The organism is Bradyrhizobium sp. JYMT SZCCT0180 (assembly GCF_018130165.1).
In the GTDB taxonomy this organism is placed as follows: Bacteria; Pseudomonadota; Alphaproteobacteria; order Rhizobiales; family Xanthobacteraceae; genus Bradyrhizobium.
Window position 1 is genome coordinate 1 of sequence record NZ_JAFCLZ010000014.1, and the last position, 22,721, is coordinate 22,721.

General features: G+C 58.3%; 14 protein-coding genes and 4 pseudogenes. 4 read left to right on the forward strand and 14 right to left on the reverse strand.

Features of this window, described 5'->3' with window-relative positions; all coding sequences use genetic code 11:
- Positions 1-286 (forward strand): hypothetical protein (locus JQ641_RS20695; protein WP_211997816.1); only part of this gene is annotated, 286 nt, incomplete at its 5' end.
- Positions 287-1,233: 947 nt separating this feature from the next.
- Here JQ641_RS20695 and JQ641_RS20700 read toward each other — a convergent pair.
- Both JQ641_RS20700 and JQ641_RS20710 read right to left on the reverse strand, forming a co-directional pair.
- A pseudogene (locus tag JQ641_RS20700) lies at positions 1,234-1,338 on the reverse strand (transposase); the annotation flags it as partial.
- 1,151 nt (positions 1,339-2,489) lie between these two features.
- Positions 2,490-3,565: pseudogene (locus tag JQ641_RS20710) on the reverse strand (transposase).
- 221 nt (positions 3,566-3,786) lie between these two features.
- On the opposite strand from JQ641_RS20710, the gene JQ641_RS20715 reads away from it, so the two are divergent.
- Positions 3,787-4,137 carry a hypothetical protein gene (locus tag JQ641_RS20715; RefSeq protein ID WP_211997818.1) on the forward strand — a complete coding sequence of 117 codons (351 nt, stop codon included), beginning with the start codon at positions 3,787-3,789 and terminating at the stop codon, positions 4,135-4,137.
- 157 nt (positions 4,138-4,294) lie between these two features.
- Here the strand turns inward: JQ641_RS20715 and JQ641_RS20720 are convergent, their stop codons facing one another.
- Positions 4,295-5,263 carry a LysR family transcriptional regulator gene (locus JQ641_RS20720; protein WP_211997819.1) on the reverse strand — a complete coding sequence of 323 codons (969 nt, stop codon included), beginning with the start codon at positions 5,261-5,263 and terminating at the stop codon, positions 4,295-4,297.
- Positions 5,264-5,420: 157 nt separating this feature from the next.
- Between JQ641_RS20720 and JQ641_RS20725 the strand changes: the two genes are divergently transcribed.
- On the forward strand, positions 5,421-6,590 hold the full coding sequence (locus tag JQ641_RS20725) for an ABC transporter substrate-binding protein (RefSeq protein ID WP_211997820.1): 1,170 nt from the start codon (positions 5,421-5,423) through the stop codon (positions 6,588-6,590).
- 5 nt (positions 6,591-6,595) lie between these two features.
- Positions 6,596-7,876: a flavin-dependent oxidoreductase gene (locus tag JQ641_RS20730; RefSeq protein ID WP_211997997.1), complete on the forward strand. Its 1,281-nt coding sequence runs from the start codon at positions 6,596-6,598 to the stop codon at positions 7,874-7,876.
- 385 nt (positions 7,877-8,261) lie between these two features.
- Here JQ641_RS20730 and JQ641_RS20735 read toward each other — a convergent pair whose 3' ends face one another.
- From JQ641_RS20735 to JQ641_RS20785, 11 genes and pseudogenes are all read right to left on the reverse strand, one after another.
- Entirely contained in the window at positions 8,262-9,038 is a 777-nt protein-coding gene (locus JQ641_RS20735; protein ID WP_211997821.1) for an ABC transporter substrate binding protein, read from the reverse strand.
- A 252-nt stretch (positions 9,039-9,290) separates the two neighbouring features.
- Positions 9,291-10,007: an ABC transporter substrate-binding protein gene (locus JQ641_RS20740; protein ID WP_249150589.1), complete on the reverse strand. Its 717-nt coding sequence runs from the start codon at positions 10,005-10,007 to the stop codon at positions 9,291-9,293.
- A gap of 259 nt (positions 10,008-10,266) precedes the next feature.
- Positions 10,267-10,638, reverse strand: coding sequence for an ABC transporter substrate binding protein (locus JQ641_RS38745; RefSeq protein WP_349628596.1), 372 nt, complete (start codon positions 10,636-10,638; stop codon positions 10,267-10,269).
- Positions 10,639-10,655: 17 nt separating this feature from the next.
- On the reverse strand, positions 10,656-12,428 hold the full coding sequence (locus JQ641_RS20750) for an adenylate/guanylate cyclase domain-containing protein (protein WP_211997822.1): 1,773 nt from the start codon (positions 12,426-12,428) through the stop codon (positions 10,656-10,658).
- A 450-nt stretch (positions 12,429-12,878) separates the two neighbouring features.
- On the reverse strand, positions 12,879-13,709 hold the full coding sequence (locus JQ641_RS20755; protein ID WP_211997823.1) for an LssY C-terminal domain-containing protein: 831 nt from the start codon (positions 13,707-13,709) through the stop codon (positions 12,879-12,881).
- A 280-nt stretch (positions 13,710-13,989) separates the two neighbouring features.
- Positions 13,990-15,816 (reverse strand): adenylate/guanylate cyclase domain-containing protein, encoded by a 1,827-nt coding sequence (locus JQ641_RS20760; RefSeq protein ID WP_211997824.1) that lies wholly within the window; start codon positions 15,814-15,816, stop codon positions 13,990-13,992.
- Positions 15,817-15,966: 150 nt separating this feature from the next.
- A pseudogene (locus JQ641_RS20765) lies at positions 15,967-17,113 on the reverse strand (IS30 family transposase).
- Between the two features lie 91 nt (positions 17,114-17,204).
- Positions 17,205-18,612: pseudogene (locus tag JQ641_RS20770) on the reverse strand (DUF1254 domain-containing protein).
- A gap of 339 nt (positions 18,613-18,951) precedes the next feature.
- Entirely contained in the window at positions 18,952-19,938 is a 987-nt protein-coding gene (locus JQ641_RS20775; protein ID WP_211997825.1) for an ABC transporter substrate-binding protein, read from the reverse strand.
- A gap of 214 nt (positions 19,939-20,152) precedes the next feature.
- Positions 20,153-20,572, reverse strand: coding sequence for a GFA family protein (locus JQ641_RS20780; protein ID WP_211997826.1), 420 nt, complete (start codon positions 20,570-20,572; stop codon positions 20,153-20,155).
- 188 nt (positions 20,573-20,760) lie between these two features.
- On the reverse strand, positions 20,761-22,089 hold the full coding sequence (locus JQ641_RS20785; RefSeq protein WP_211997827.1) for a TAXI family TRAP transporter solute-binding subunit: 1,329 nt from the start codon (positions 22,087-22,089) through the stop codon (positions 20,761-20,763).
- Positions 22,090-22,721: the final 632 nt, after the last annotated feature.

The window sequence follows — 22,721 nt, forward strand, 5'->3', positions numbered from 1 at the left end:
CGCGTGCGCCAAGCGGCCAAAACGCCGTTGTGCCGCCAAGAATCGCGATGAAATCGCGGCGTTGCATGTGCCTCCTGGAAAAGCTTCGTGCGATACTCTGCGACCGGCCAGCGAGAAGAATGACACCCCTTTCGCCTCAAAGGCGATCAGCCTTGATGTCGCAGTTGGGTTCATTCGCGTCGGTTTGCCCCGATCACGGCGACTTCCGGTCTACCCCGGTGAACGGACATTCTCAGGACGAGCAGGCATGTCTCAAAAGTGCCAAAGTGAGAAGAACTCAATGTGAGCAAGTGTCTTCCGGGTTGTCATAAGGGATATCGGGGTCCATCGATGTGATGTTGGCTAGCACATGCATCCAGAGTCATCAGCTTCAGTGATGACAACATAAAGATGTTTGTCTGGCCCTGAGGGTACTAAGAAGGCTTGATTCTTCTCACACACTCAAACGGACCTACGCAGTTGCCTGAAAGCAAAAAGACCGCGCGCGGCGGGTGTTAGAGCGCTCTGCCGATCTGTCCGGATTCTTCGAAAGCGGCAAGGCGAAGCTTGTTATGCCTACCCGAACGCGCCCGCCTACGGCATAAGCGCCACTCGCAGATTTAAAACAGGCCACTTACGGAAACAGCGCCCCCAAGCCAAATATTGCTTGGTGGCGCTGCTCCGAGCTGGAAATTGCAATGCCCCAGCTTAATGGTTACGCCTGCGGCGGCATAAGGTTCTGAATATGCGTGAGTTAATTTCGGGAACAAGTGGCTATGACTTTGCGTTGAGGCCGCATGTCTGGAGTGAGACAACCCGGACATATCAAAACGGCCTCAGCGCGAAGTCCCCCGACAGGCGCTGGGGCCGTTTCCTTTTTCTTGAGGAATAGAGATTACAGTCCTCAGACCCGGGACCTGCGAGACCTCGGGGACCTACCCCAAGCTAACGGCCTCAGTGGGAATTCAGACCCCTCGCTGGGGCCGTTTCTTTTGATGTCCGCTGCGCGGCCCCGGAACAGCCCTGTGGATAGGTCGCACACCGGGGAAATCACTCATTCTCTTTGGGGACGATACGAACCAAAGAATCGGATAAGCTAAGCCGCCTGCGGCGCGCTTCCTCATAGCGCTTCCTTACCTCCGGCTCTGCATCCAGTCTGTTTTGAATGAAGAAATCCAAAGCCGCGCGAATAATATCTCGCTCTGGAGCGTTGTAGTGCGACGCGCAAAAATCATTGAGCATGGATTGCCAGGGTTCGTGAGTGCGGCACAGATTGTAGTGAGCGACGTACAACGCGACGGCTGCGACGTGGTTGTCCAGCTTCTTGCTAAAGCCATTGGTCAACCGGGTGAAGCAGCGCGACAGGATCGGTAATGGAGCGCGATATTCTGCGGACTTGCTCCAGCCGACGCTCCAATTCCCTCCGGTCGTCATTTTCCGACATTAGGACTTACGCTCGAACCTGGCCACCTTGCGGGTATATTGCCACAACTCAACATCGTGGCCATCGACAAGTTGCTCAGCCTGCTCTTTTGCGGCCTCGTCGTCTGGGCAAACTATTGGAACAGCCGATTGGAAATGGCCGTCAGGGCTTATGATGTAGGCTCGGTATTCCGGCATGATGCTGCTCCCTCTGGATTGGGCGGGAGCACTACCGAACTCGCAGTCACCGATAGATACCGAAAGCCGGGCGGTGATGAATCACATGCGCACGATTGCGCACATAAGGACACTAAATTCCGCACTGCACAATAGTTTAATGGAGCGCGCGACCCGCCACCGGCCAACTGGGATCAAAACAGGCCAATACCTATTGCTTTGGGTACGGCAAATCCAATATCCTCGCGAACTGAGGCCCTCTTAACTCTCTGTTTGTGGGACGACTACGGGCCAAATGAAAGTAAGGCCGCGTCAGGTCGGGCCAGTCCAATTCTCAATCTTCCTGTCTTCCCTTGAATTCTTTATGAACCTCGGCGCGCGCTCGCTCGCCAAGTGCATCGTTGTCCAACCACCGGACGCATAGTCCAACTCCTCGACGTTCAGTTGGCGATTGTTGAGCGTGCTATCCAGGTTGTGCATTTGGGGTCCCTCCATGCGGCGCTGTACGCCGTTAATGTGAGGGGACTATGCCGGGCCGTGACCGGGCTCACAGTGACGTGCGTCACACTTCAAATTAAGCCACTGTTTCCAAACTAGGCCAATAGGGTTCTAAATATAGGCCGATACCGCCTTGCTCCGTTCCGGGACTACCCACTATGGCTGATGAACAGAGCGCGGCAGCAGCGCGGCGCTGATGAGGTCCAAAAGGGACCAACGTTAAAAATCAAAAGGGACCATTAACTTGGCGAAGGGATGGAAAGGGGCCAGCACCCCACCGCCCATAGGAACGGATCGTGCCCGTGGACCAATTCAGGAAAATGGCCATCGCTTGCTGCACGTCCGCTATGAGTCTTGGCCGTGTAAAAACACCCTTCCAAGGAAGTCGGAGAGAAGCCAGGACCAGTTCGGTCTCAGGCTACGATCGCAGCCATCAGCGGCTTGGTCCCGACGGTGTTCATGACCCGTGTCAGGTTATAGGCTAGGACCGAGAGAGCCATCTCGGCGGCTACTTTTGGAAGCGTTTTGGTGAGGAAGTGTGTCGCTCCCATACGGGCCTTCATCGTGCCGAACGGATGCTCGACCGTCTCGCGACGCACGCGCATAGCTTGTGGGTTTGCATCAAGGCGCTGCTGTACAGCTTCGAGCAGATGCTCATGCTCCCATCGTGGAATCCGCCGCTCTGGCCTGTCGCGCACTGCTATTTAAGCGAGCAATCTTGACAGGCTGTGGTCCAGTAGCGTCGTAACCGCTGCCGTCTTCCTCGTTCGTAGAGCGATATGGCAGTTGCTCCCCAGCAGGACAGCGATAGGCGTCCTCCTCAGGCAAATAGACAAAGTCCTGCTTGCCGAAGCGGCCATCTGACTTGGCACCGGACGTCTGCGGCTTGGGCAGGGTCAACGTGATGCCTGCCTCGACAACGTCGCTGGCGGCGCCCCACTCCGTATCGTCGAGGGTCGCCAGATACTCCTTCACCGCGCGACTGGACCTCGCCGGATCGCGATCCTTGCGCCAATCCTGACCCGTGATTGAGCGTTGCTTGTTGGCGTCGGCCGCAATCAGGCTCGCATCGACGGCAAAGCCTTCACCGCCAACCAGACCGACCGCGATGCACGAACATGTGGCGGAAAACATCTCCATCGCGGAAACGCTCGTTGCGGGCGCGCGAAAATGCCGAATGATCCGGGATAGCATCTTCGATACCGAGCTTGCAGAACCAGCGATAGGCCAAGTTCACCTGCACTTAACGGCAGATCGGCCGCTCCGAGCGGATCGCAAACACATACCCCACGACCAGCATCCGAATCATTAGTTCCGGATCGATCGACGGGCGGCCCATCGACGAATGGTGAGGTGCAAGTTTGCCGCGAAGCCAGGATAGATCGAGCGCAGCATCGATCTTCCGCACTAGGTGATCTTCGGGAACCGCGTCGCCAAGATGAAACTCGTAGAACAGTTGACCTTGGTCACTCTTCAGACGGCCCATCATGGATCGACCCCACCGAGAATAGCGTCAACACAACGGAATCACGCTTCACGGCCTGTCTCAATGACTTTTGCAACAAAATCCGCCAGTAGCGGACATCGCAGCTGTCTCAAAACCGGCCCCTTAAGCTGCTAGTGCTGATTGGATCATTTACCTCGACGCCTTCGTCGATGGGAATGTCGGCGCGCCCTGCGTAACGGCTAACTGCAGGTCATGGAGGAATGATGTCCGATTTTTTCTTATCTACTAAGGCAAGACTGTTCGATGAAGGCGGCCTGAAAGACCTGTTCGATCACGTCAGGAATCTTCTTATGGCAGCGCTCATCATGGCTGCGGGAAGTTACGCAACAAGACACGGTGTGGCCGTAGACCTGTTTGGGGTTTTATTTGACGAGTTGGTTGGCTTTATCGTGCTGGCTATCGGAGTTCTTCTTGCGATCCTAAACGCGCTCAGTGGCTTACATCAGCTTAACAAGCAACAGCTACATCTTGGAGTTCGAATCCTCGCGATAGGCTTCTACGTCGTGGCAACTGTGCGTATGATTCAGCTTGTTGTCGTGTTTCGTACTGGCTAGCTGCATTTGCCCATTGAAGAAAGTTGAAGTCCGCTTCGGGTCAATCACGTCGGTTTGGCTGGACCACGGAGACTTCGGGTCTACCCCGGTGAACGTACATTCTCAGGAAAGGCGGGCATGTCTCAAAGGTGCCACATGCAGACGCCACGATATCGCACTACTTTCCGGCAAGTGTCCTTCGCGTCCCCGGCGCCGAGATCGATTTTGCCACCGCGCGCGCCGAACTAATGAACAGCTGGGCGAGCGGACTGGGGGTGCGGTTCTTGACGGTGATGACGTTGACCGAGCCCAGTACGGTCGGCACCTTGACCGGCAATATCTTGAGGCCTACCCGCCCAGCACTAAATCGCGCCACCGAACCCGGCAGCAGTCCGACAAACCTCCCGGTGGCAATCACGGTCGTCGTCAATTGAACCGACAAAGTGAGGATGCCGGCGCGCGGCTGCTGCAGACCATGCTCGCGAAAGATCTGGGCGATCAGCACGCCCGGAACACTGTCGGGGGGCGGCAGCACCCAGGCTTCCCCGGCAAGTTCTGCCAGTTCGATCTGGCGACGCCGCGCCCATTGGCTGTCGATCCCCGCCACAACGGAGAAGGGTTCGTCGAACAACGGCTCCGAGACGAGATCCTCCTCGACGAACGGCATCGGCATACGCCCGATCAGGAGTTCGACATTGTGCTTGCGCAACTGGTCGAACTGCATCAGCGCGGTGTCGGCGTGAATGACCCTCAGCTGCACTCGGGGATGTTGGCCAAGAAAATGCTCCGTGATCGCCGGCAGCACACCGGCCAGGATGATTTCGGGGCAGCCGACGGCGAGTTCGCCCGCGGTGGGGTCGGCGAGGAACTCAATGCGCTTGAACCCCTGGCGCATCTCGTCGAATACGTTGACGGCAGCATCGAGCAATGCCCTTCCATACGCCGTTGGCTCAACGCCCTGGGCGCTACGGTCGAACAGGCTGACGCCGAGGGTGTGCTCCAGCTCGGAAATCGCCTTGGAGACAACGGGATGCGAGATAGCAAGCCTGGTGGACGCCTTCGCCATGCTGCCGGCCTCGGCCACCGCGAGCACGATGTGAAGGTCGCGCAGACGGACGCGACGGCCGATCCGATCTGACCAGTCCATTTTCGCCCCTTAGTCTGCAGGCTACAGGGATGCCGGAAAATCGAACTTCCAAACTACAGCCACCGGCGGCCATAATACAACTGCCATTTCAAACCAAACCCGATTCAGGGATATCAGCGCCCGCGAAACAGTCCGACAACCCAGAGGGAGAACGGCCATGTTGAGCAAATATGTCGCTCGAACCATTGCAATCCTCGGCATGACCGCCGCCGCGACGAGCGGCGCGTACGCGCAAAACGCGGTCAAGATCGGCATGGTCATGCCGATGACCGGGACGCTGGCGAGCGCGGGCCAGCAAGTGATCGCCGGCGCCCGGCTCTACATCAAGCAGCACGGCGCCACCGTGGCCGGCAGGCAGATCGAATTGATCGTCAAGGACAACGCCTCGTCCGGCGAAAACGGAAAGCGGCTGATTCAGGAACTCATCGTCAACGAAAAGGTCGACGTCATCGGCGGCGGTCCGACGGCGGACCTGATGGCCAGCGCGCCCCTCCTCACCGAGGCACAGAAGCCGGCCGTCATCATGATATCGAGCACGACCGCCGTGATTGAAAAATCGCCCTACTTTGTCCGGACCAGCGGCACGCTGGCGCAATCGTCCGCCATCATGGCGGACTGGGCGATCCGAAACGGTCTCGGCAAGGCCGTGACCCTGGTAACGGAATTTGCGCCGGGACTGGAAGCGGAAGAGACCTTCACCAACAACTTCAAGGCTGCCGGCGGTCAGATCGCCGAAATGATCCGCGTACCCTTGCGAAGCCCCGATTTCGCGCCGTTCCTGCAACGGGTGCGGGATGCGGCTCCGCAGACCTTGTTCGTGTTCATTCCATCGGTCCAGGCCGCCACCTTCGCCAAGCAGTTCGTGGAGCGCGGTCTCGACAAGGCCGGGATCAAGCTGATTGGCCCCGGCGACCTGACCGACGACGAAGCGTTATCGAACATGGGCGACGCTATGCTGGGCGCTGTAACCGCGCATTTTTACTCGGCCGCGCATCCCTCCGCGATGAACAAGGCCTTCGCCGACGAATACCAAAAAGACAACCATGTTCGCGCCAACTTCATGGCGGCAAGCGGCTACGACGGCATGCACGTGATCTATGAGGCGCTGAAAAAGACCGGCGGCTCGACCGACGGCAAGACGCTGGTCTCGGCCATGAAGGGCACCGCATGGGAGAGCCCGCGCGGCCCGATGTCGATCGACAGTGCAACCGGCGAGGTCGTCCACAACATCTACATCCGCAAAGTCGAGAAGGTGGATGGCGAACTTCGCAACGTCGAGTTTGTAACCTTCAACAACGTCAGGGATCCCCGCGTCGCGGCAAAATGAAAAAGATGGAAATAATCGTTGTCGGAGGCGGCATCGGCGGGCTGAGCCTTGCGCTCAGCCTGCATCAGGCCGGCTTCAAGGTCCGGGTCTATGAGGCGGTGCGCGATCTCTCGCCGCTCGGGGTCGGCATCAACCTTCAATCGACCGCCGTGCGCGAACTCGTCGAGCTCGGGCTCGGCGATGCCCTCGCCGAGACCGGCATCGCCACCCAGCGGTTGAACCTGTACAACAAGTTCGGACAGCTGATCCGCAGCGAGCCCAGGGGAATGGCGGCCGGATATCGATGGCCGCAATATTCGCTCCATCGCGGACGTCTGCAGCAGCTACTGCTAAAGGCCGTTCGCGAACGCATCGGCTATGATCATTTCCGCGGCGGACTGACGTTCACTGCGTTCGAGCAAATTGGCGGCAGGGTCCGTGGCCGCTTCCATGATCGCGCATCGGGCGCGGAGGTGATCGACGAAGCGGATGTGCTGATCGGCGCGGACGGCATCCATTCCGCGGTCCGACGGCAACTCTATCCGGCCGAAGGCGGTCCTCGCTTTGCGAAACAGCTGCTATGGCGCGCCGCCGTCGACGCTGAGGCATTCCTGGACGGCCTCACGATGGTCATCGCCGGACATTTCCATCAGCGGATCATCGCCTATCCCGTCGCCAAAGCGGCTGGTGGCAAATTGCTCACCAACTGGATTTGCCAAATGACGGTGACTGACGAGGCACCGCCACGCGAGGACTGGAACAGGCGTGCCGCCAAAGACAAGATATTGGCGGCATTCGGCGGCTGGCGGTTTCCCTGGCTCGATGTGCCGGCGCTGATCGAGCAATCACCGGACATCTTTGAGTTTCCGCTGGTCGATCGCGACCCGGTTTCGGCATGGACGCTCGGCCGCGTCACCCTGATCGGCGATGCCGCGCATCCGATGCAACCGATTGGCAGCCAAGCCGGCTCCCAGGCAGTTCTCGACGCTCGGTTGCTTACAGCCGCGCTTATCGAAACTGCGAATCCAGTAGAGGCACTGCGGTACTACGACGCGACGCGACGGCCCGTCATGAACGACATAACCCTGCGTAATCGGAGCTTTGGGCCGGAGGCCGCCATGCAGCTGGTGGAAGAGCGCGCGCCAAATGGCTTCGTCCGGATCGAAGACGTGATTTCGCGGCACGAACTGGCTTCCATCGCCAACTCGTTCGCTGCGGCCGCGGGTCTTGATGTCGAAACGGTTAATAACCGGCTCTCCCTCGTACATCCAGGCCAACAGACGGCATATCAATCCCCCGACGTCTGACTTGTCCAGCCGCGTAGAGCTGCAAATGAGTGCTGATGTCTGGTTTGGGTCAATCGCGTCACTTTGACAGCGCGCCGCGAACTTCCGCTCTTCCCCTGGAAACGGACATCGTCTGGACCGGTCGCCATGTCTCAAAGGTGCCATCACCGGACCTTTGGTTCACTCAATTACCTTATCGGCACTCGCAACGAGCGCAGGAGGTACGGAAAGCCCCAGCTGCTGGCTGTCTTGAGGTTGATGGACAACTCGAATTTGGTTACTTGGTAGATCGGGATGTCGCTCGGGCTTTGCTCCTCGGAGAATTGCGTCGATGTTATTGGCGGCGCGCTTATGCACCTCGATTAGATCGAAGGAATAGGCCATTAAGCCCCCGGCCTCGACGGGTTCAGGAACTCCAAAAATCCGCCGGAAGCTTCGCGTCGCCGACCAACTTAGCGAGCAAAGTGCTGTTTTGATCGGTCTCAGGCGACTCGACGACTAGGACCGCATTTGCATCATCGCGGGTGATGCTCTCGATCGCCGCCCGATAGCCTGCTTCGCTGGTACCAAGTTCCAGTAACGACACCGCGAGAGAGAGGCCTGCCGTTTCGGCCGCTGCGCGGATTGCGGGACCTATGGTTGGCCCATTCCATTGCAATCCAAGAGCGAGACAGCCAAGTTTCGTCATCGTTGGAACCATCTCGCGCAACAGTGCGAACCGTTTTCCATAAATGGATGGACCAACGTCGACACTAGCTCCGGTGAAATTGCCGCCCGGATGTGCCAGACTTTCGGCGATCCCTTGCTTAACGGGGTCGCTAGTTATCACAACGATTGGAATACGCGATGTTAGCTTTTTGAAGATGACTGCGCCAGGGCCAACGACGTGGATGACATCCGGGTTGCTCCGAACGATTTCCGTCGCCAGGGCTTCGGGGCCGGACGTGTTTTGCTCTCGGCCGTAACGTTCGACCTTGAGGTTGTGTCCCTCGATCCATCCCAACCGCCGAAGCTCGGCGAAAAAGGTTCGGTACTTTTTGCGTTCGCTATGCTCATGCAAGTCCGCGCTTGGCTCTGACGGGCTGAAGATAGCAAGACGTTTCTTATTGGCGCTCTGCTGTGCCGTCGCAGCGAGCGGCCATGCCACCGCCGCACCGCCACTGATGAAACCGCGTCGTCTCATGCAGCCCTCCAAGGAGGCTCAGGACCACGCTAAATCCAGCTCGAAGCATACCACATCGCGCCATGGGAGTCCGGGTGTTGGAGGCGCAGGATGTCGAGCGCGGCAATCCGCTCTTCTGCATTGTGCCATGACCGCTAAGGGTCATTCGCGTCGGTTTGGCCGCACCACGGCGACTTCCGGTCTGACCCGTGAACGGACATTCTCAGGATTGGCGGGTAAGTCTCAAACGTGCCAACAGTAGATATGCCGCATCTACTCGACCAACTCGTCGGCGGTTGCAAGCAAGGAGGGTGGCACAGTAAGGCCTAACGCCTTGGCGGTCTTGAGATTGATCACCAGCTCGTATTTGGCAGGTTGCTCGACCGGCAACTCGGCCGGCTTGGTACCTTTGAGGATTCTACCGACGTAGCCGCCCGCGCGGAGCCACAGGTCTTGATAATCGGGGCTATACGAAATCAATCCACCATCCGTGACGTAGTTTCGACCAAGATAAACTGCAGGCAAGCGATGTTGGGCAGCCAGCGCAGCAATCTTCCCGGCGTTGCGTAAGGTTATTGGATCACCAAAAACGATTCTTGCATCTGCTTGCTGAGCTGCTGCCGAGGTGAAGGCTCCAACAAGTTCTTCCTCCTTGGTCGCTTCTAAGACTGGTAGGGTTACGCCGAGTTGCCGGGCCGCTTGCGGCAGCTCATCGGCGATTACCCTTCTGTGTATGAGATTGCCTGGATTGCTAAGAACGGCGACTTTCGAAGCCGCCGGAACCAGCTCCCGAATTATTTGTAGCTGTTTGCTGATGAACTGCCCCGGCACGAACGTCGCAAGACCTGTGATGTTGCCGCCGGGACGGGCGAGGCTTTGCACCAATCCTATCCCGACCGGATCAGCCACCCCCACAAATACAATCGGTATAGTTGTGGTTGCCGATTTCAGGGCTATGGCCGATTGTGGGGTTGCCGGCCATAAGCACATTTGCGCCGAGAGTGACCAGTTCTGCTGCCATCGCTGGCAAGCGGTCCCGGGATCGGGCAAATCGGGGTTCGAGGGTCAGGTTCTTTCCATCAACCCAGCCGTGGCTTCGCAAACCGTCGAGCCACGCACTCTGCCAAGTCGGTGGCAACTCGTTTACAAAAAGCAAGCCGATCCGACGTCGGGTCTCCTGCGCAGGCGCAGACAATGGCAAAACGAGCGACGCCGCAGCACCCGCGATGAACTCTCTCCGCCTCATCCGTTACTCCTTGGATGACGCTTCCAGCGTAATCACATTTCGGCACCGGTCCATGCGGCGGAATGTCTGCTTTGGGTCGGTCAAACACGGACCCATGCAGTGCAGCAAACGGATTGTTATTCGATCATCTCGCCAGCGCGAGCGAGCAACGGTCTGCGGCACAGTGAGACCGAGTGCCTTGGCAGACTTCAGGTTGATCGCCAACTCGAACTTAGTCGGTTCCTGAACCGGCAGGTCGTGCGGCCTCTCACCTTTGAGAATGCGGTCGACATAGCCAGCTACGCGGCGATACTGATCGATCAGGTCAGGATCATAAGACATTAGGGCCACCGGCCAGTGTGGGCTCTGGCTGGTGCCGTCAACTTGAAGTGTCAATGTTGTCGCCGACGACGCTACCCTTCCGGCACCCCGGCCAGCCGCATTCCCGCAACGATGCGTTCGTGGACAGCAATGAGAATCTGATTGTCGCTCGGTACGTGAGCGCGGAACCGACGGATAGTGAAGCTCGGATCAAGCGCAAGTCCCGCCTGTACCGTGGCGCGCGCCTCGTCCAACTCGCCAAGCCGCGCCAGCATTGCCGCGAGAGGGAAATGCGCAAACGAATGGTTTCGGTTTGCTTCGAGGCCCCGACGCATCCAGATGACCGCTTCCTCATCTGCACCGAGCTGCGCCTTGGCAAGGCCGACATACCCCAGCCAACGAGCGGCAGCGGTGTCGCGAGGAGAAAGACGGAAGGCCTCGTTGATGTGAGTTTCGGTTTCTTCGCCGCGACCAAGGAAGAACTTGGCAAACCCGATGAGAGCATGAGCGCGGGCCGAATTGCGATCCAGCGTCAAAGCCTGCTGGCATTCCGCGATACCTTGGGCTGCGCGGTTCGTAAATACCTGCACGAAGCCCAAAGTCACGTGGGCCAAAGCGTGGTTTGGTGCGAGGGATAGTACCCTCCTAATGGTCGTCTCCGCCGCCGCGAGCCGCTCTGAATAGTCATCGGTCATAAACGAAGCGCCTAGGTAGCCATCGACCCGTGCCAATCCGACCATGGCCTCGATGTTGTCGGGATCGAGCGCAATGGCCTTCTCGAAAAAGCCGCGCGCTCGTGTCAGGCTATCGGGTGTCAGCCCCTTGTTGAACCAACTGCTACCCTGGAACACCAAGTCCATCGCGTCCGGATGCGGTGAACGCTCCGCTCGGCGGGCCTCGGCAGCGATAAGTTCGGCATCGAGCGCATTGGCGAGCCTCGAAACGATTTCGTCTTGCATGTCGAACAGATCGGCCACAAACTTGTCAAAACGCTCAGCCCACAGGTGATTGCCGGTTTCGGCGTCGATCAGCTGCACGTTCACTCGAAGCCGGTTACCTCCGCGCTGCACAGAACCTTCGAGCACATAACGGACGTTCAGCTCACGTCCGACTTCCTTTACGTTCACGGGTCTGCCCTTGAACGTGAACGCCGTGTTGCGCGCAATCACGAACGCCCCACTGATGCGCGATAAGTCTGTTGTCAGGCTCTCGGTGACGCCATCGACGAAGTATTCTTGCTCGGGATCGCGGCCGAGGTTTCCGAATGGCAGAACCACTACAGACAAATGCGGTGCTGAAGATGACAGGGGGGCGGCCTGATGAGCCTTTGCGGTCTGGCCAACCACGTAGGCACGGATCGGACAGGTTATGTTCTTGAGGATTTGCTCGCCGATGTCAGTGAACTCGACCGTAACCTTCCCACGAACCTGTTCGTACGCGGAAGAAGAGATACAGATGCCACCCGGTTCAGCGATGCCTTCAAGCCGAGCGGCGACGTTCACACCATCGCCAAGAATGTCGTCTCCGTCGATCAGGATGTCTCCAAGGTTAATCCCGATCCGAAACAGCATACGCCGGTCCTGCGGGATGCCTTCGTTCCTCTGGGCGATTACTGCTTGCACGACTACCGCGCACTCGACCGCATCGACCACCGAAGGAAACTCAAGCAGCACACCGTCTCCCGTGCTCTTCACAAGCCGTCCACCGTGCTTCTCCACGAGTGCATCGGTGACCCTACGGTGTTCGCGGAGCGTGCGGACCGTGCCGACCTCGTCGAGCCCCATGAGCCGCGAGTAGCCCGCGACGTCAGCCGCGACTATGGCGGCGAGCCTGCGTCCGACACGACCTGGTTGCTCGTGCTCCATGGCAAGCACGTTTCCTCTTGCGAGGCCATCTTGTACGAAAGCTGACCTGAGAGGCAAGTCTCATAGGGCGCAGTTTGCAACAAGCAGCTACGCATGGACCCCGCTCGGGGGGGCCCCTAAACTGCTTCGGCGAGCCCTTGGACAGTCTAGAGGCTCCGCCGCGAAGACTCCTACACTATCTTCCTGCGCGGAAGGCCTCTGCAGGAGATGTATCGATCGTGCTGATCAAATACGCGGGAACTATGGCCTTTAACTTCTACGCTGGACTGCCCGATAGGGTCTGAGAACCTGCAGGTGGTGATGTCTGTTGTGGGTCATTCGCTACCGAAATGAGTTGTCGGCGACATGTCCGGTTTACCCCCGATAGCGACCGAATAGCGGACATCGCAGCACGTCTCAAGGGTGCCAGAATCAGACTCATGCAGCACGGCAACGAGCGCGAACCGGGTATCAAGCGTCATTTACCACCAGGCTGGCCAACGTAACTTCCCCATCAGTAATGTAGTGGTTGACGCGTTCCGCGGGCAGACGTTGGCCGGACTGAACTACTTTCACCGCCTGGATGACTCGATTTTTTATTAACTCAGCAATGATGTAGTCTCGCTCAGCATTCGTATCCGAATCGGTCGCATGGGTTATCTGGAAAGTGAGTCGAGTTAACGACAAACCTGTATCTCTGGTGCCGGCTCCGACCCAGAGAACGTGTTCATTGTCCGGTGGCCGGTCAGTGTTTAGCCAGAAGCCTGGTGCTCCCCAGGTGTCCTGAGCACGCGTTAGGCTCAACGCCCAGAATCGTATGTGATGGCGCTTTCGCGGACTGTTATCAATTGCCTTCTGGAAACCAATGTCTTGGCCACGTCCGAAGAGATAGAGGGTACTAAACGGGGCGGTCGGATAGGGCGAGTTGAATACGAACGCGCGCGTCATGCGCCACGAGCTTGCCACGCTCAATCGATCTGCTTCTGACCAACCGAGGGCTGCAAAGGCGGTACGGAGCTGCGGGATTGTGCCAATGAGCGCGATGTTGACGGGGTCACCAGGCAGTCCATCGCCCGTAATTGTGAAGCTAGGCACAAGTTTGTGCTGGAGGATTTTGAGGCCGATGCGAATGGCGCGGGGGAGGACAATATACGCTGCGATTCCATAAGTGAGGCCCAAGGCCAGAAGCCACGGTAGCCTGCGGTCCGCAGTTTCAAAGATCACAAAGACGATCACCCAGATACTGAGGATGCCCAACCCCAGGATCAACAAGCGCTGGAATAAGCGTTTAAGCGACCTCACGGCGCGCCGCCAATCAGCGTGATGAACCCGCGTCGCTTCATTGCCAATTCCGCCTGCGATGCCTCAACCCGAGCGTAGGCATTTTTTGGGCCCAGTCCAAGCGGCTGATGTCCGGTCCGGGTTAATCGCGTCACTTTGAGCGTGCGACGCTCACTTCAGGTCTACCCCCGCGAACGGACATCAACGGACCGGCCCGTTTGGTCCGGTTCGTGCCAAAGGCGGAAGTCGCCGCTCTCGTTCGATCACCTCGTCGCCACGGGCGAGCACCTGGCCGCGACGGTCATTCGGGCAGCCCGGCTTTGCGCAACCCCTCCTCGTACAGCGAGAGGTCTTCGGGCCGATAAGGGCCTAGCACCTCTTTGAGATTGGAAACACGTAGCGTGGGATTCAGCTGTCGCAGCCGAGTCAATGCCTTATGTGCTTGCTCGATCCGTCCCGCTATCGCATTGCTTGCGGCGCCGATCCGTAATCCAGGTTGATAATCTGCAAAATCCTGCAAGGCCATTGCCGCCCACGATGCCGCTTCGTCATAGCGGCCCAGGAAGAACTGCGCATGAGCGGTCCCGTTTCGCATGTCTAAAACCATCGGATCAAGGGGGCTCAGGCGCATGGCATGAGTAAAACGCTCTATCGCCAGTTTCGGCTCTCCGAGCCAATTTTTTACCCAACCACCGCAAATCCACGCCTCGGCCAAATTGGAATTGAGCACAAGCGCGCGATCGATTAAGGCGGCGCCCCTCTCAAGATCGCGAGCAACATACGCTAACGCCCCGCCGCTGAAGGCAAGCGCCATCGCATCATCTTTGCCCAACTCAACCGCCAACTGAGCGAGCCTCGTCACTTCCGCAATCTCGCTCCCTGTGCCTGAAATCCAGCCATAGGCCTTGGCGCCGGCATAGCAAAGGGCGGCGCGGCTGTAGACGGACGCAAAATCTGGGTCGAGCTCAATCGCACCGTAGAACAGGCGCAACGCCTCGTCGTTCGCTTGCCGGTTAGCAAACTGATAAAGCCTAGCCAAACCGCGTAAATAGAGGGTATAGGCGTCGAGACTCTCGGTCGGTTTGCGCTTGGCACGCTCGATCTCGGCTTTTTCCACGGTAGGCGCGATCGCCCAGACAACGCTCTCAGTCACCTGATCCTGCAGATCGAAGATTTCGCCGAGCCCTCCATCAAACCGGTCCGCCCAAAGATGCATCCCAGTGGCGGCATCGATGAGTTGTCCCGTGATACGGACTCGGTTTGCCGTTTTGCGAACGCTCCCTTCCAACACGTAGCGCACCCCAAGCTCGCTCCCCACCTGCTTTACGTCGACGGCGCGCCCCTTGTACGTGAAACTCGAGTTGCGGGCGATGACGAACAGCGCCTTGAAACGGGACAGTGCGGTGATGATGTCCTCGACCATACCGTCGGCAAAATATTCCTGCTCTGGATCGCCGCTCATGTTCTGGAATGGAAGCACGGCGATGGAAGGCTTGTCAGGGAGCGCGAGCGGTCGAGCGTTTTCGTTCGGCGGTTTCGCCGCCGTTGGCGAACAGGAATTCTCGTCAATCCGAAGGCGCCACGCTCGCATCGGCTCGGCGATATTTTTCAGGTTCTGCGATCCCATATCGTCGAATGCGAAATCAATTTTGCCACGGATTTGGCGGTAAGCATCGTCCGAGATGCATATTCCACCGGACTCCGCAATCCCCTCAAGGCGCGCCAAAATATTGACGCCGTCGCCGAAAATATCATTGTCGTCGATGATGATGTCGCCGACATGAATGCCGACGCGGAATTCGATCCTGACATCCTGTGGCACGTCGGCGTTTTGCTTGGCCATGCCGCGCTGGACTTCGACCGCACATCGTGCCGCATCCACGGCGCTGGCGAACTCGACCAGCATGCCATCGCCGGTGGTCTTGACGATGCGACCACGGTGCGAGGCGATCTCGGGATCGACAAGCGTCTTTCGGGTTAATTTCAGATCGGCGAGCGTGCGTTCTTCGTCGCGACCCATCAAGCGGCTGTATCCGGCAACATCCGCCGCCAAAATTGCCGCAAGCCGCCGTATCACGCGATTGTCGGGCAATAACTGCTCCCCGAGATCAGTAGATCCGTCCGACATTATCAAACCATAATGCGTTGCCCTTCGGCTAGGGCCAATGTCCCAAATGGGTCAAAAGCTGCCCTGACAGCCCCGAAGGCCAACTTCCGCTGTGCCCCCGAAAGCGGACTCAACTCGGACATCGCGGCATGTCCGAAAAGTGCGGCGAGTTCAACCGATCGCTGCAACACATTCTGCGAACTTCTCAGCCGGCGTCTGATAGAGCAAGGTCTTTCTCGGCCTTTCATTGAGTTGCCTTGCGATGGCACTGAGCCTGGCCTGGCTGTGCAAGGACAGATCGGTGCCACGCGGAAGATACTGGCGCAGCAATCTGTTGGTGTTTTCGTTTGAGCCGCGCTGCCAGGGAGACCGAGACCTCGACCTCGGTGGCCAGTGTCAGGCGCTGGTGATCGGCAAGCTCTTTACCTCTGTCCCAAGTCAGCGACCGGTAGAGTTCACTGGGCAGTCTCTGCGATTGTTTGATCAGCGCCGAGACGACGCTTTCAGTATCCTTGTTCGCGACCTTGACCAGCATCACGTAGCGCGAATGACGCTCGACAAGCGTTGCGACATAGCTATTCCTGGACCCGCCGATCAGGTCGCCCTCCCAGTGGCCCGGCACGGCGCGATCTTCAACAGATGCCGGCCTCTCGCTGATGGACACGGCATTCTTGATCTGCCCGAGCCCGTTTCGTTTCATGCTGGCATGTCTGGATCGGCGGACCGTGCGCCTTGCCCTCAGGTGCTCAAGAAGCTCCTTTTTCAGCACGCCGCGGGCCTGAATGAACAGGCTGCGATAGATCGTCTCGTGTGACACCTGCTTTTGAGGTTCCCCCGGATAGGTGCGCTTGAGCCAGCCGGCAATTTGCTCCGGTGACCATTGCCGCTGCAGCAAGGTTGATACTGTCCGCCTCAGGAACGGACGGCAAGCCAGCTTGCAAAGCTTGGGGCGCCGCGCCCTATCCCACCCGGCCCGATCGGACCCCGCAGCCCGATAGCGATCCGCCCCACCATTGCGCTGGACTTCACGGCTGATGGTCGACGCAGATCGTCCCAAGTGGCGCGCGATCGACCGCAACGAGCAGCGCATGCTGAGCCATCGAGAGATCTCCTCTCGTTCAGAAAGGCTGAGCGTCTGCTTGGCACGGCGCCGATCCGGAGGACGGATGCCGCCGGTCGGCGAGATCACTGAGAAGACCGACGAGGATTCCCGGTCAAATCGGCGTCCGATCGAACTCATCGGCTCGCCGGCCTGCCACCGATCCCAGATTTCTGATCGCTGGGCCGCCGAGTAATAAATGCGACGTCGCTGTTTCATGTCCACACTCCATCTTTGCTAAAAGATTAGAGTGTTGCGCTGACCAATTGAGCCCGCCGCCAAACCCAGACGTAGCTTTGAGGCTGCCGCCTTATGTCACCCGATTCAGCGGCGGATGTTTCCACTTGCCATCCACCGCCTCTTCCTTCGGCCAGTAGAGGCGCAGGGCCGTCCAGAATAGCTCCTTCGGTGCCGGCAGCCAGTTGGCCTCTTTGTCGGCACCGGGGGATTCGCGCTGGATGTAAATCGTCAGCCCGCCGTCGGCATCGAGCTTGAGGTTCGGTAGCATTGGCGAGTTGATCAGGTAGCGATTGAGCGGATTGGCCACCAGCAGGCTCTGCGGCAAATCATACATGGTCAGCGACCAGAACGCGTTGACCGGCGGCAATTGACCCGGAGCGAACCGCAGCGTGTAGCGGTTCTTCGAAGCGTCGAGCTTCTCTCCCGCGGCATCCACCCTGTAGATCGGATACAGCGCCTCAGCCTTGGAGTTGGCGTAGATGCCGAGAACGACGCCCGTCCAACGATTGAGATAGTTGTTCTTCAGAAATTCCCGGGTGCCGAAGAGATTGGCGGGGGTTACCTTGCCGGTGTTGATCTCGGTCCGCTCGAAGTCTCCCAATTCCTTCCACGCATCGGCCATGCCTTGCTCGATGGCCGTTTTCATCTCGGGCGAGCTCACATTCACGGTCTTTCCCGCGCCCACGCCGATTCGCGAAACGCGCCCTGAGTTCTACCTCGGACGGAACCGTCGGGCAGAATTGCAAGACGAAGTTCAGGATATTGAAAAACTCGATCGAAGTTTTCTCCTGATCCGGCGTCAGCGGCTTGATGAAATCGATCGCCGGTGCGGCCTTTGGTGCGGGCTGCCCGAGAAATGCGGATAGCGTCTGCACCTTGTAGCCGGCCTGAACCTTGTTCACATTTTCGATGTCGGCAGGGTTGAAGAGCTGGGTGCGATACGCCGGGAATACCAGTTCAGTCTCCGAGCGAAAAACCTTATCGACGCCCTTTGGGATCTCGCCTTTCCAGCTTGGCCCTGCGAGCAGAAAGGTACCGCCTCCGTTGCCGGTCGTGCGAGTGCCGGCGTAGTCGAAGTTGAAAGTGTAGTAATCGATGAACTGGACGCTGAAATACCGTTCCTTCTCCATCGCCGGCACAGTGAGGACAAGTGGCTCGGCACGCAGGTCACCGCCGATCATGGAGTAAAGCGTATCCGAGTTGGGCGTTTGAATCGCTGTGTCCGCCGGCGAAAAGAGACGTGAAGCGTTCCAGACTTGGTTGAAGCCCCCCTTGTATTCCGGGTTCGTGCGATCCACCCAATAGGCGTGCTGGATGCGATAGTTGTCTACCATCGGGAAGCCATAGACGTAGGCCTCCTTTGCGATGGCCCGCGCTTCAACGGGGGTGACGCCGGCCTGGGCGTGGGCTGCGGTCAAGCGCAGTGCCGGGAGCACGGCAATCCCGCAGGCAAAAGTTCTTCGTGTGATGGCTTTCATGGCGAAGCTCCACGTTGTGGCGCACCGGGCGGGGGCGGGACGCAATAAATATCATCCGAATGGTCGTGGCTGACTATGCAAAAACGGACGATGCAGGATCACGCAAATCGCAACGAATGGCCATTCTACCCACTCGCCGCCAAGGGATGTTCCCGCAGTCGGTCTGTTCAACCCTAACATCAAAGCATAGGGGTCTACTACTGGGCTAGTGGAATGTCCGGGTTGGGTCATTCGCGTCGGTTTGACCGGATCACGGCGACTTCCGGTCTACCACGGTGAACGGACATCGCCAGATCGGCTCGGCTCTTCCGCTTCGTGCCAACACCGGAAGTGGCCGCTTCATTCGATTACCCTGTCGGCGCGAGCGAGAAGCGTTGGCGAAACAGTCAGACCAAGCGCCTGCGCGGTCTTGATATTGATGGTCAACTCAAACTTTGTTGGGCGCTGGACGGGAAGGTCTCCGGGCTTGTCGCCCCGGAGTATGCGGTCGACATAATCAGCCGCCTGTCGGAATACCTCTGGAATAATGATGCCGTATGAGATCAGGCCCCCCTCGGCGGCAAAGCTAGGCAGAGCATACACACCTGGTATTCGGTACCGGGCGGCCATCTCGACGATCAATTTGCGATGTGCCGCGATGGACGGATCAGGTGGAAGAATGAAGCCAATGGCGGTTTCCCTTGCGAGCGTCTCGAAGGCGGCCTCAATCTCTGCAGGTTTGCGGATTTGAGTTGAAAATACTTCCACGCCAAATTTATTTGCCGCGTCGGCAGACGAGCGGAACAGAAGCAGTGAACCTGCATTCTCAGAATTAAGAAGTACAGCCACCCGTTTTACCTGCGGCGCAATCTCCTTGAGTATTTCGATCCACTTTGGCCCGAGGCTGGGCTCTAGGATACTGAACCCGGTCATATTGCCGCCGGGATGTGCGAGGCTCCGGACGAAGCCCTGAGCAATTGGGTCACTCGCACCGATAAACACAATCGGTATTGTTTTTGAAACCGACTGAACAGCGCGGGCCATTTGGTCGCTATTTGCCAGGATCACCTCCGGCGTGGCGTCCATCAAGTCATTTACCTTCGAGCGTATCCAATCGAGGTCGCCTACACCCCAACGAAAATCGATAACAAGATTGCTTCCGATAACCCAGCCACGCGCTTGAAGCCCTTCCTGAAAGGCTCGCGCTCGAAGCTGACCTTCCCGATCATCTTCATTGTATAATACGAGAACCCCGACGCGGCGGACCCGACCCGATTGCTGTGCACGCGCGTTGAGCGGCAGTGCCGTCGCGCAGCCAAGAAGCGTAATGAACTCACGCCGTCTCATGCCGATAGCTCCACCGTCACGACAAAGTGGCTCCGGCAGAACCTAGCAGTCTGAAAGGCCGGGAGGTAGCCCAGAAACAGGTCTGGACGATCAGTTCACTTCCAAAATGGGTCATTCGCGTCGGTTTGACCGGATCACGGCGACTTCCGGTCTACCACGGTGAACGGACATTCTCAGGATAGGCGGGCATGTTGAAAGGTGCCAATAGGAGCGGTCACCGCGACGGCGGCGGCATTTTTTCAAACTTGGTGATCGAATTGAGGTCGTAGACCCACGCCTGCTGCGATTGAACAAATAACTGTCGGCGCGGCGCTAGTTCATAGCGTTGGCGAAGTACGCCGACCCGGACGTTGTAAGGCTTTGGGTCATCACCAACTGAAGTGGAGTAGAGCGCCGTGCCGCACTGTGGGCAAAATGCTTGCGGGCGGACCGCTCCGCTATCGGCTGTCTTCAGGTATTCCTTGGGCTTGCCCGATAACAGCACGAACGTGCCTGGCCGCGCGATAATGACCGCTCGCATTGGCGCGCCGCTCATTGTCTGACAGTCCGTGCAGTTGCACATTGTCGTAGTTTCAGGATCGGCTTCAGCCTCGAATGACACATAGCCGCAGTGACACCGTCCATCGATTTTCATGGCTTGCCCCTTGTTACATCGTTCACGTGGCCACCCGAACTCTAATGGCTCTTCGGACCGCTGATAGGTCCGAATTCGTTGATTCGCGTTGGTCTGACCCATAGCCAACCACTTCCGGTCTATCCCAATTAACGGACATCATCAGAGACGGTCGGCATGTCTCAAAAGTGCCAAGAGCAGACATGCTCTCAAGAAAACGCGCCCACTTGGCGAACTTCTTCTTGTACCATCCGCAAGTGCGCCTTGAGCCGCTGCAGATCAACCTCGAATGCACGCGAAACCGATAGGGACCGCACGTCGGCTTCGATCTTGGCCATTCGTTGCAGATACTCGGCCTCCCGGGATGCTGCATCCGGCTTCTGGGCAAGCTCCCGTTCCAAGTGCCCCAGAGCGCGGTGCAATTGGTCGATACGACGAACGTGGAGCCACCGATAAATGCGAGGCGCGAAGCCGACCAGCGGAATAATCGTCAAAATGACTGGAATGATAAAGAATGCTATCCGGTTGAGGAGCGACGAGAGCCAGAACGTCGTGTAGCGTTGCCAGAAGGTCGGGCCATACCGGTAAAAGGCCTCTGCCGTTGGAGAAAGAGGCAAATCACTGGGTTGCTCGGCCGGAAACTCGCCGAGGCGATTGAACGAGCCTGCGGGCCAGTGGACTTCGCGCATCGCTTCCAGCAGCAAATATTGCAACGCTGGGTGAAGGGTCTTGCGCACCAACATTCTATTGCGGGAAGCGAGCATATCCACGTTTGAATTCGGGATGTCTCGGCCTAGGTCAAGGAGACCTCGCCAGAGCACTACGTGCTTGAGACCGGGGATCGTCTGAGCGATGGCTTCAGCCTGCGCGACGCTCATTAGCCGAACGCCAGGTGCGTCGAGCGTATCCTGCACGCGGTTGAGATCCTGCTGTGGAATGACCAGCACGTCGATTTCGCCCGCCATCAATGCGTCGATTGCTCGTGTGTAATCGGGATGATCCAATAGTTGGGTCGAAGCATCCAACGCATTGGTGGCTTTGAGAATTTCTAGCATAGCCAATCGCAGGGCGGTTCCTGGCATGCCGATGGAGAGGCGCTTGCCACTCAACTGCGCAAAGAGCGTAACAGGCTCCGTGCTTTTGTAGAAAATGAATATTGCGGCATCGAACACCCCACCCAGCGAATAAAAGGTGCCGGCATCCGATGATTGTGTGACGCCGAAAGTAGTAAGGGCAGCCTGCACCCCGGAGGTGGCATCGCGCAACTGATCAAGATTTTCAATGGCGCCGGCAAAATTTCGGATCTCCAGCTCGACACCATGGCGCGCGAGTATGCGAGCGTATTGCCTCGCATAGTTATCGTACCCCGATCCTGCCGCCCCAGCCGCGATGGCGAAGCGACGCGGCGGCAGCGGATCGATAAGGCGATACGTGACATATGGGACAGCAACGACAATGGCCGCCAACGCACTCATAATGATCAAATTCAGCCAATATCGCATCCGGCTCACTTTGCGGTAAGGATGGTCGCTGACCATCTTACCGATCCTAGCAGAGAAAATGTCTGCTTCGGGTCAAACTCAGAAGTCGAACTGGCCAACGCGGACCTCCGTTCTACCCCTCAAAGCAGACATCCGGCGGGCGGTACGGCTGGTCCGTATCGTGCCAGCAGGAGACTCTGGTCCGGCCGTCGGTCGGACTTGCGGAGTGGCCGTCAACGAATGCCGCCGAGCCGAGGGACGGCTATGTCACCGTGGTCGCATTGACCGTCGGCGACCGGGCGCTGCAGGCGCGCTCGGCGATGTCGTTCATCGTCGAGAAAGAGATCACGCTGGTCGGGATGTTTTCCCAGAACGGCTTCCAGACCATCAAGGAGGGCGTGGACGTCGATATCGTTTTCGACAACGTCCCGGACCGCATCTTTCACGCGAAGGTCATCGCCATTCCCAGAGGCATCGGCCAGGGGCAGATCGCGACGTCGGGCGAGCTGGCGCGCACCAACTCGTTCGGCGGGGCGACGGTGTTTCCCGCGGTTATCTCGATCCCTGACGGGATTAGCCGCGAGTCGCTTCACCTAGGCATGTCAGGCAGCGTCACCGCCATTGCCGGCAACGCTGGCGTGATCGGTCTGCTCGCCTCGATCCTATTATCAATTCTTATACGGCCTACC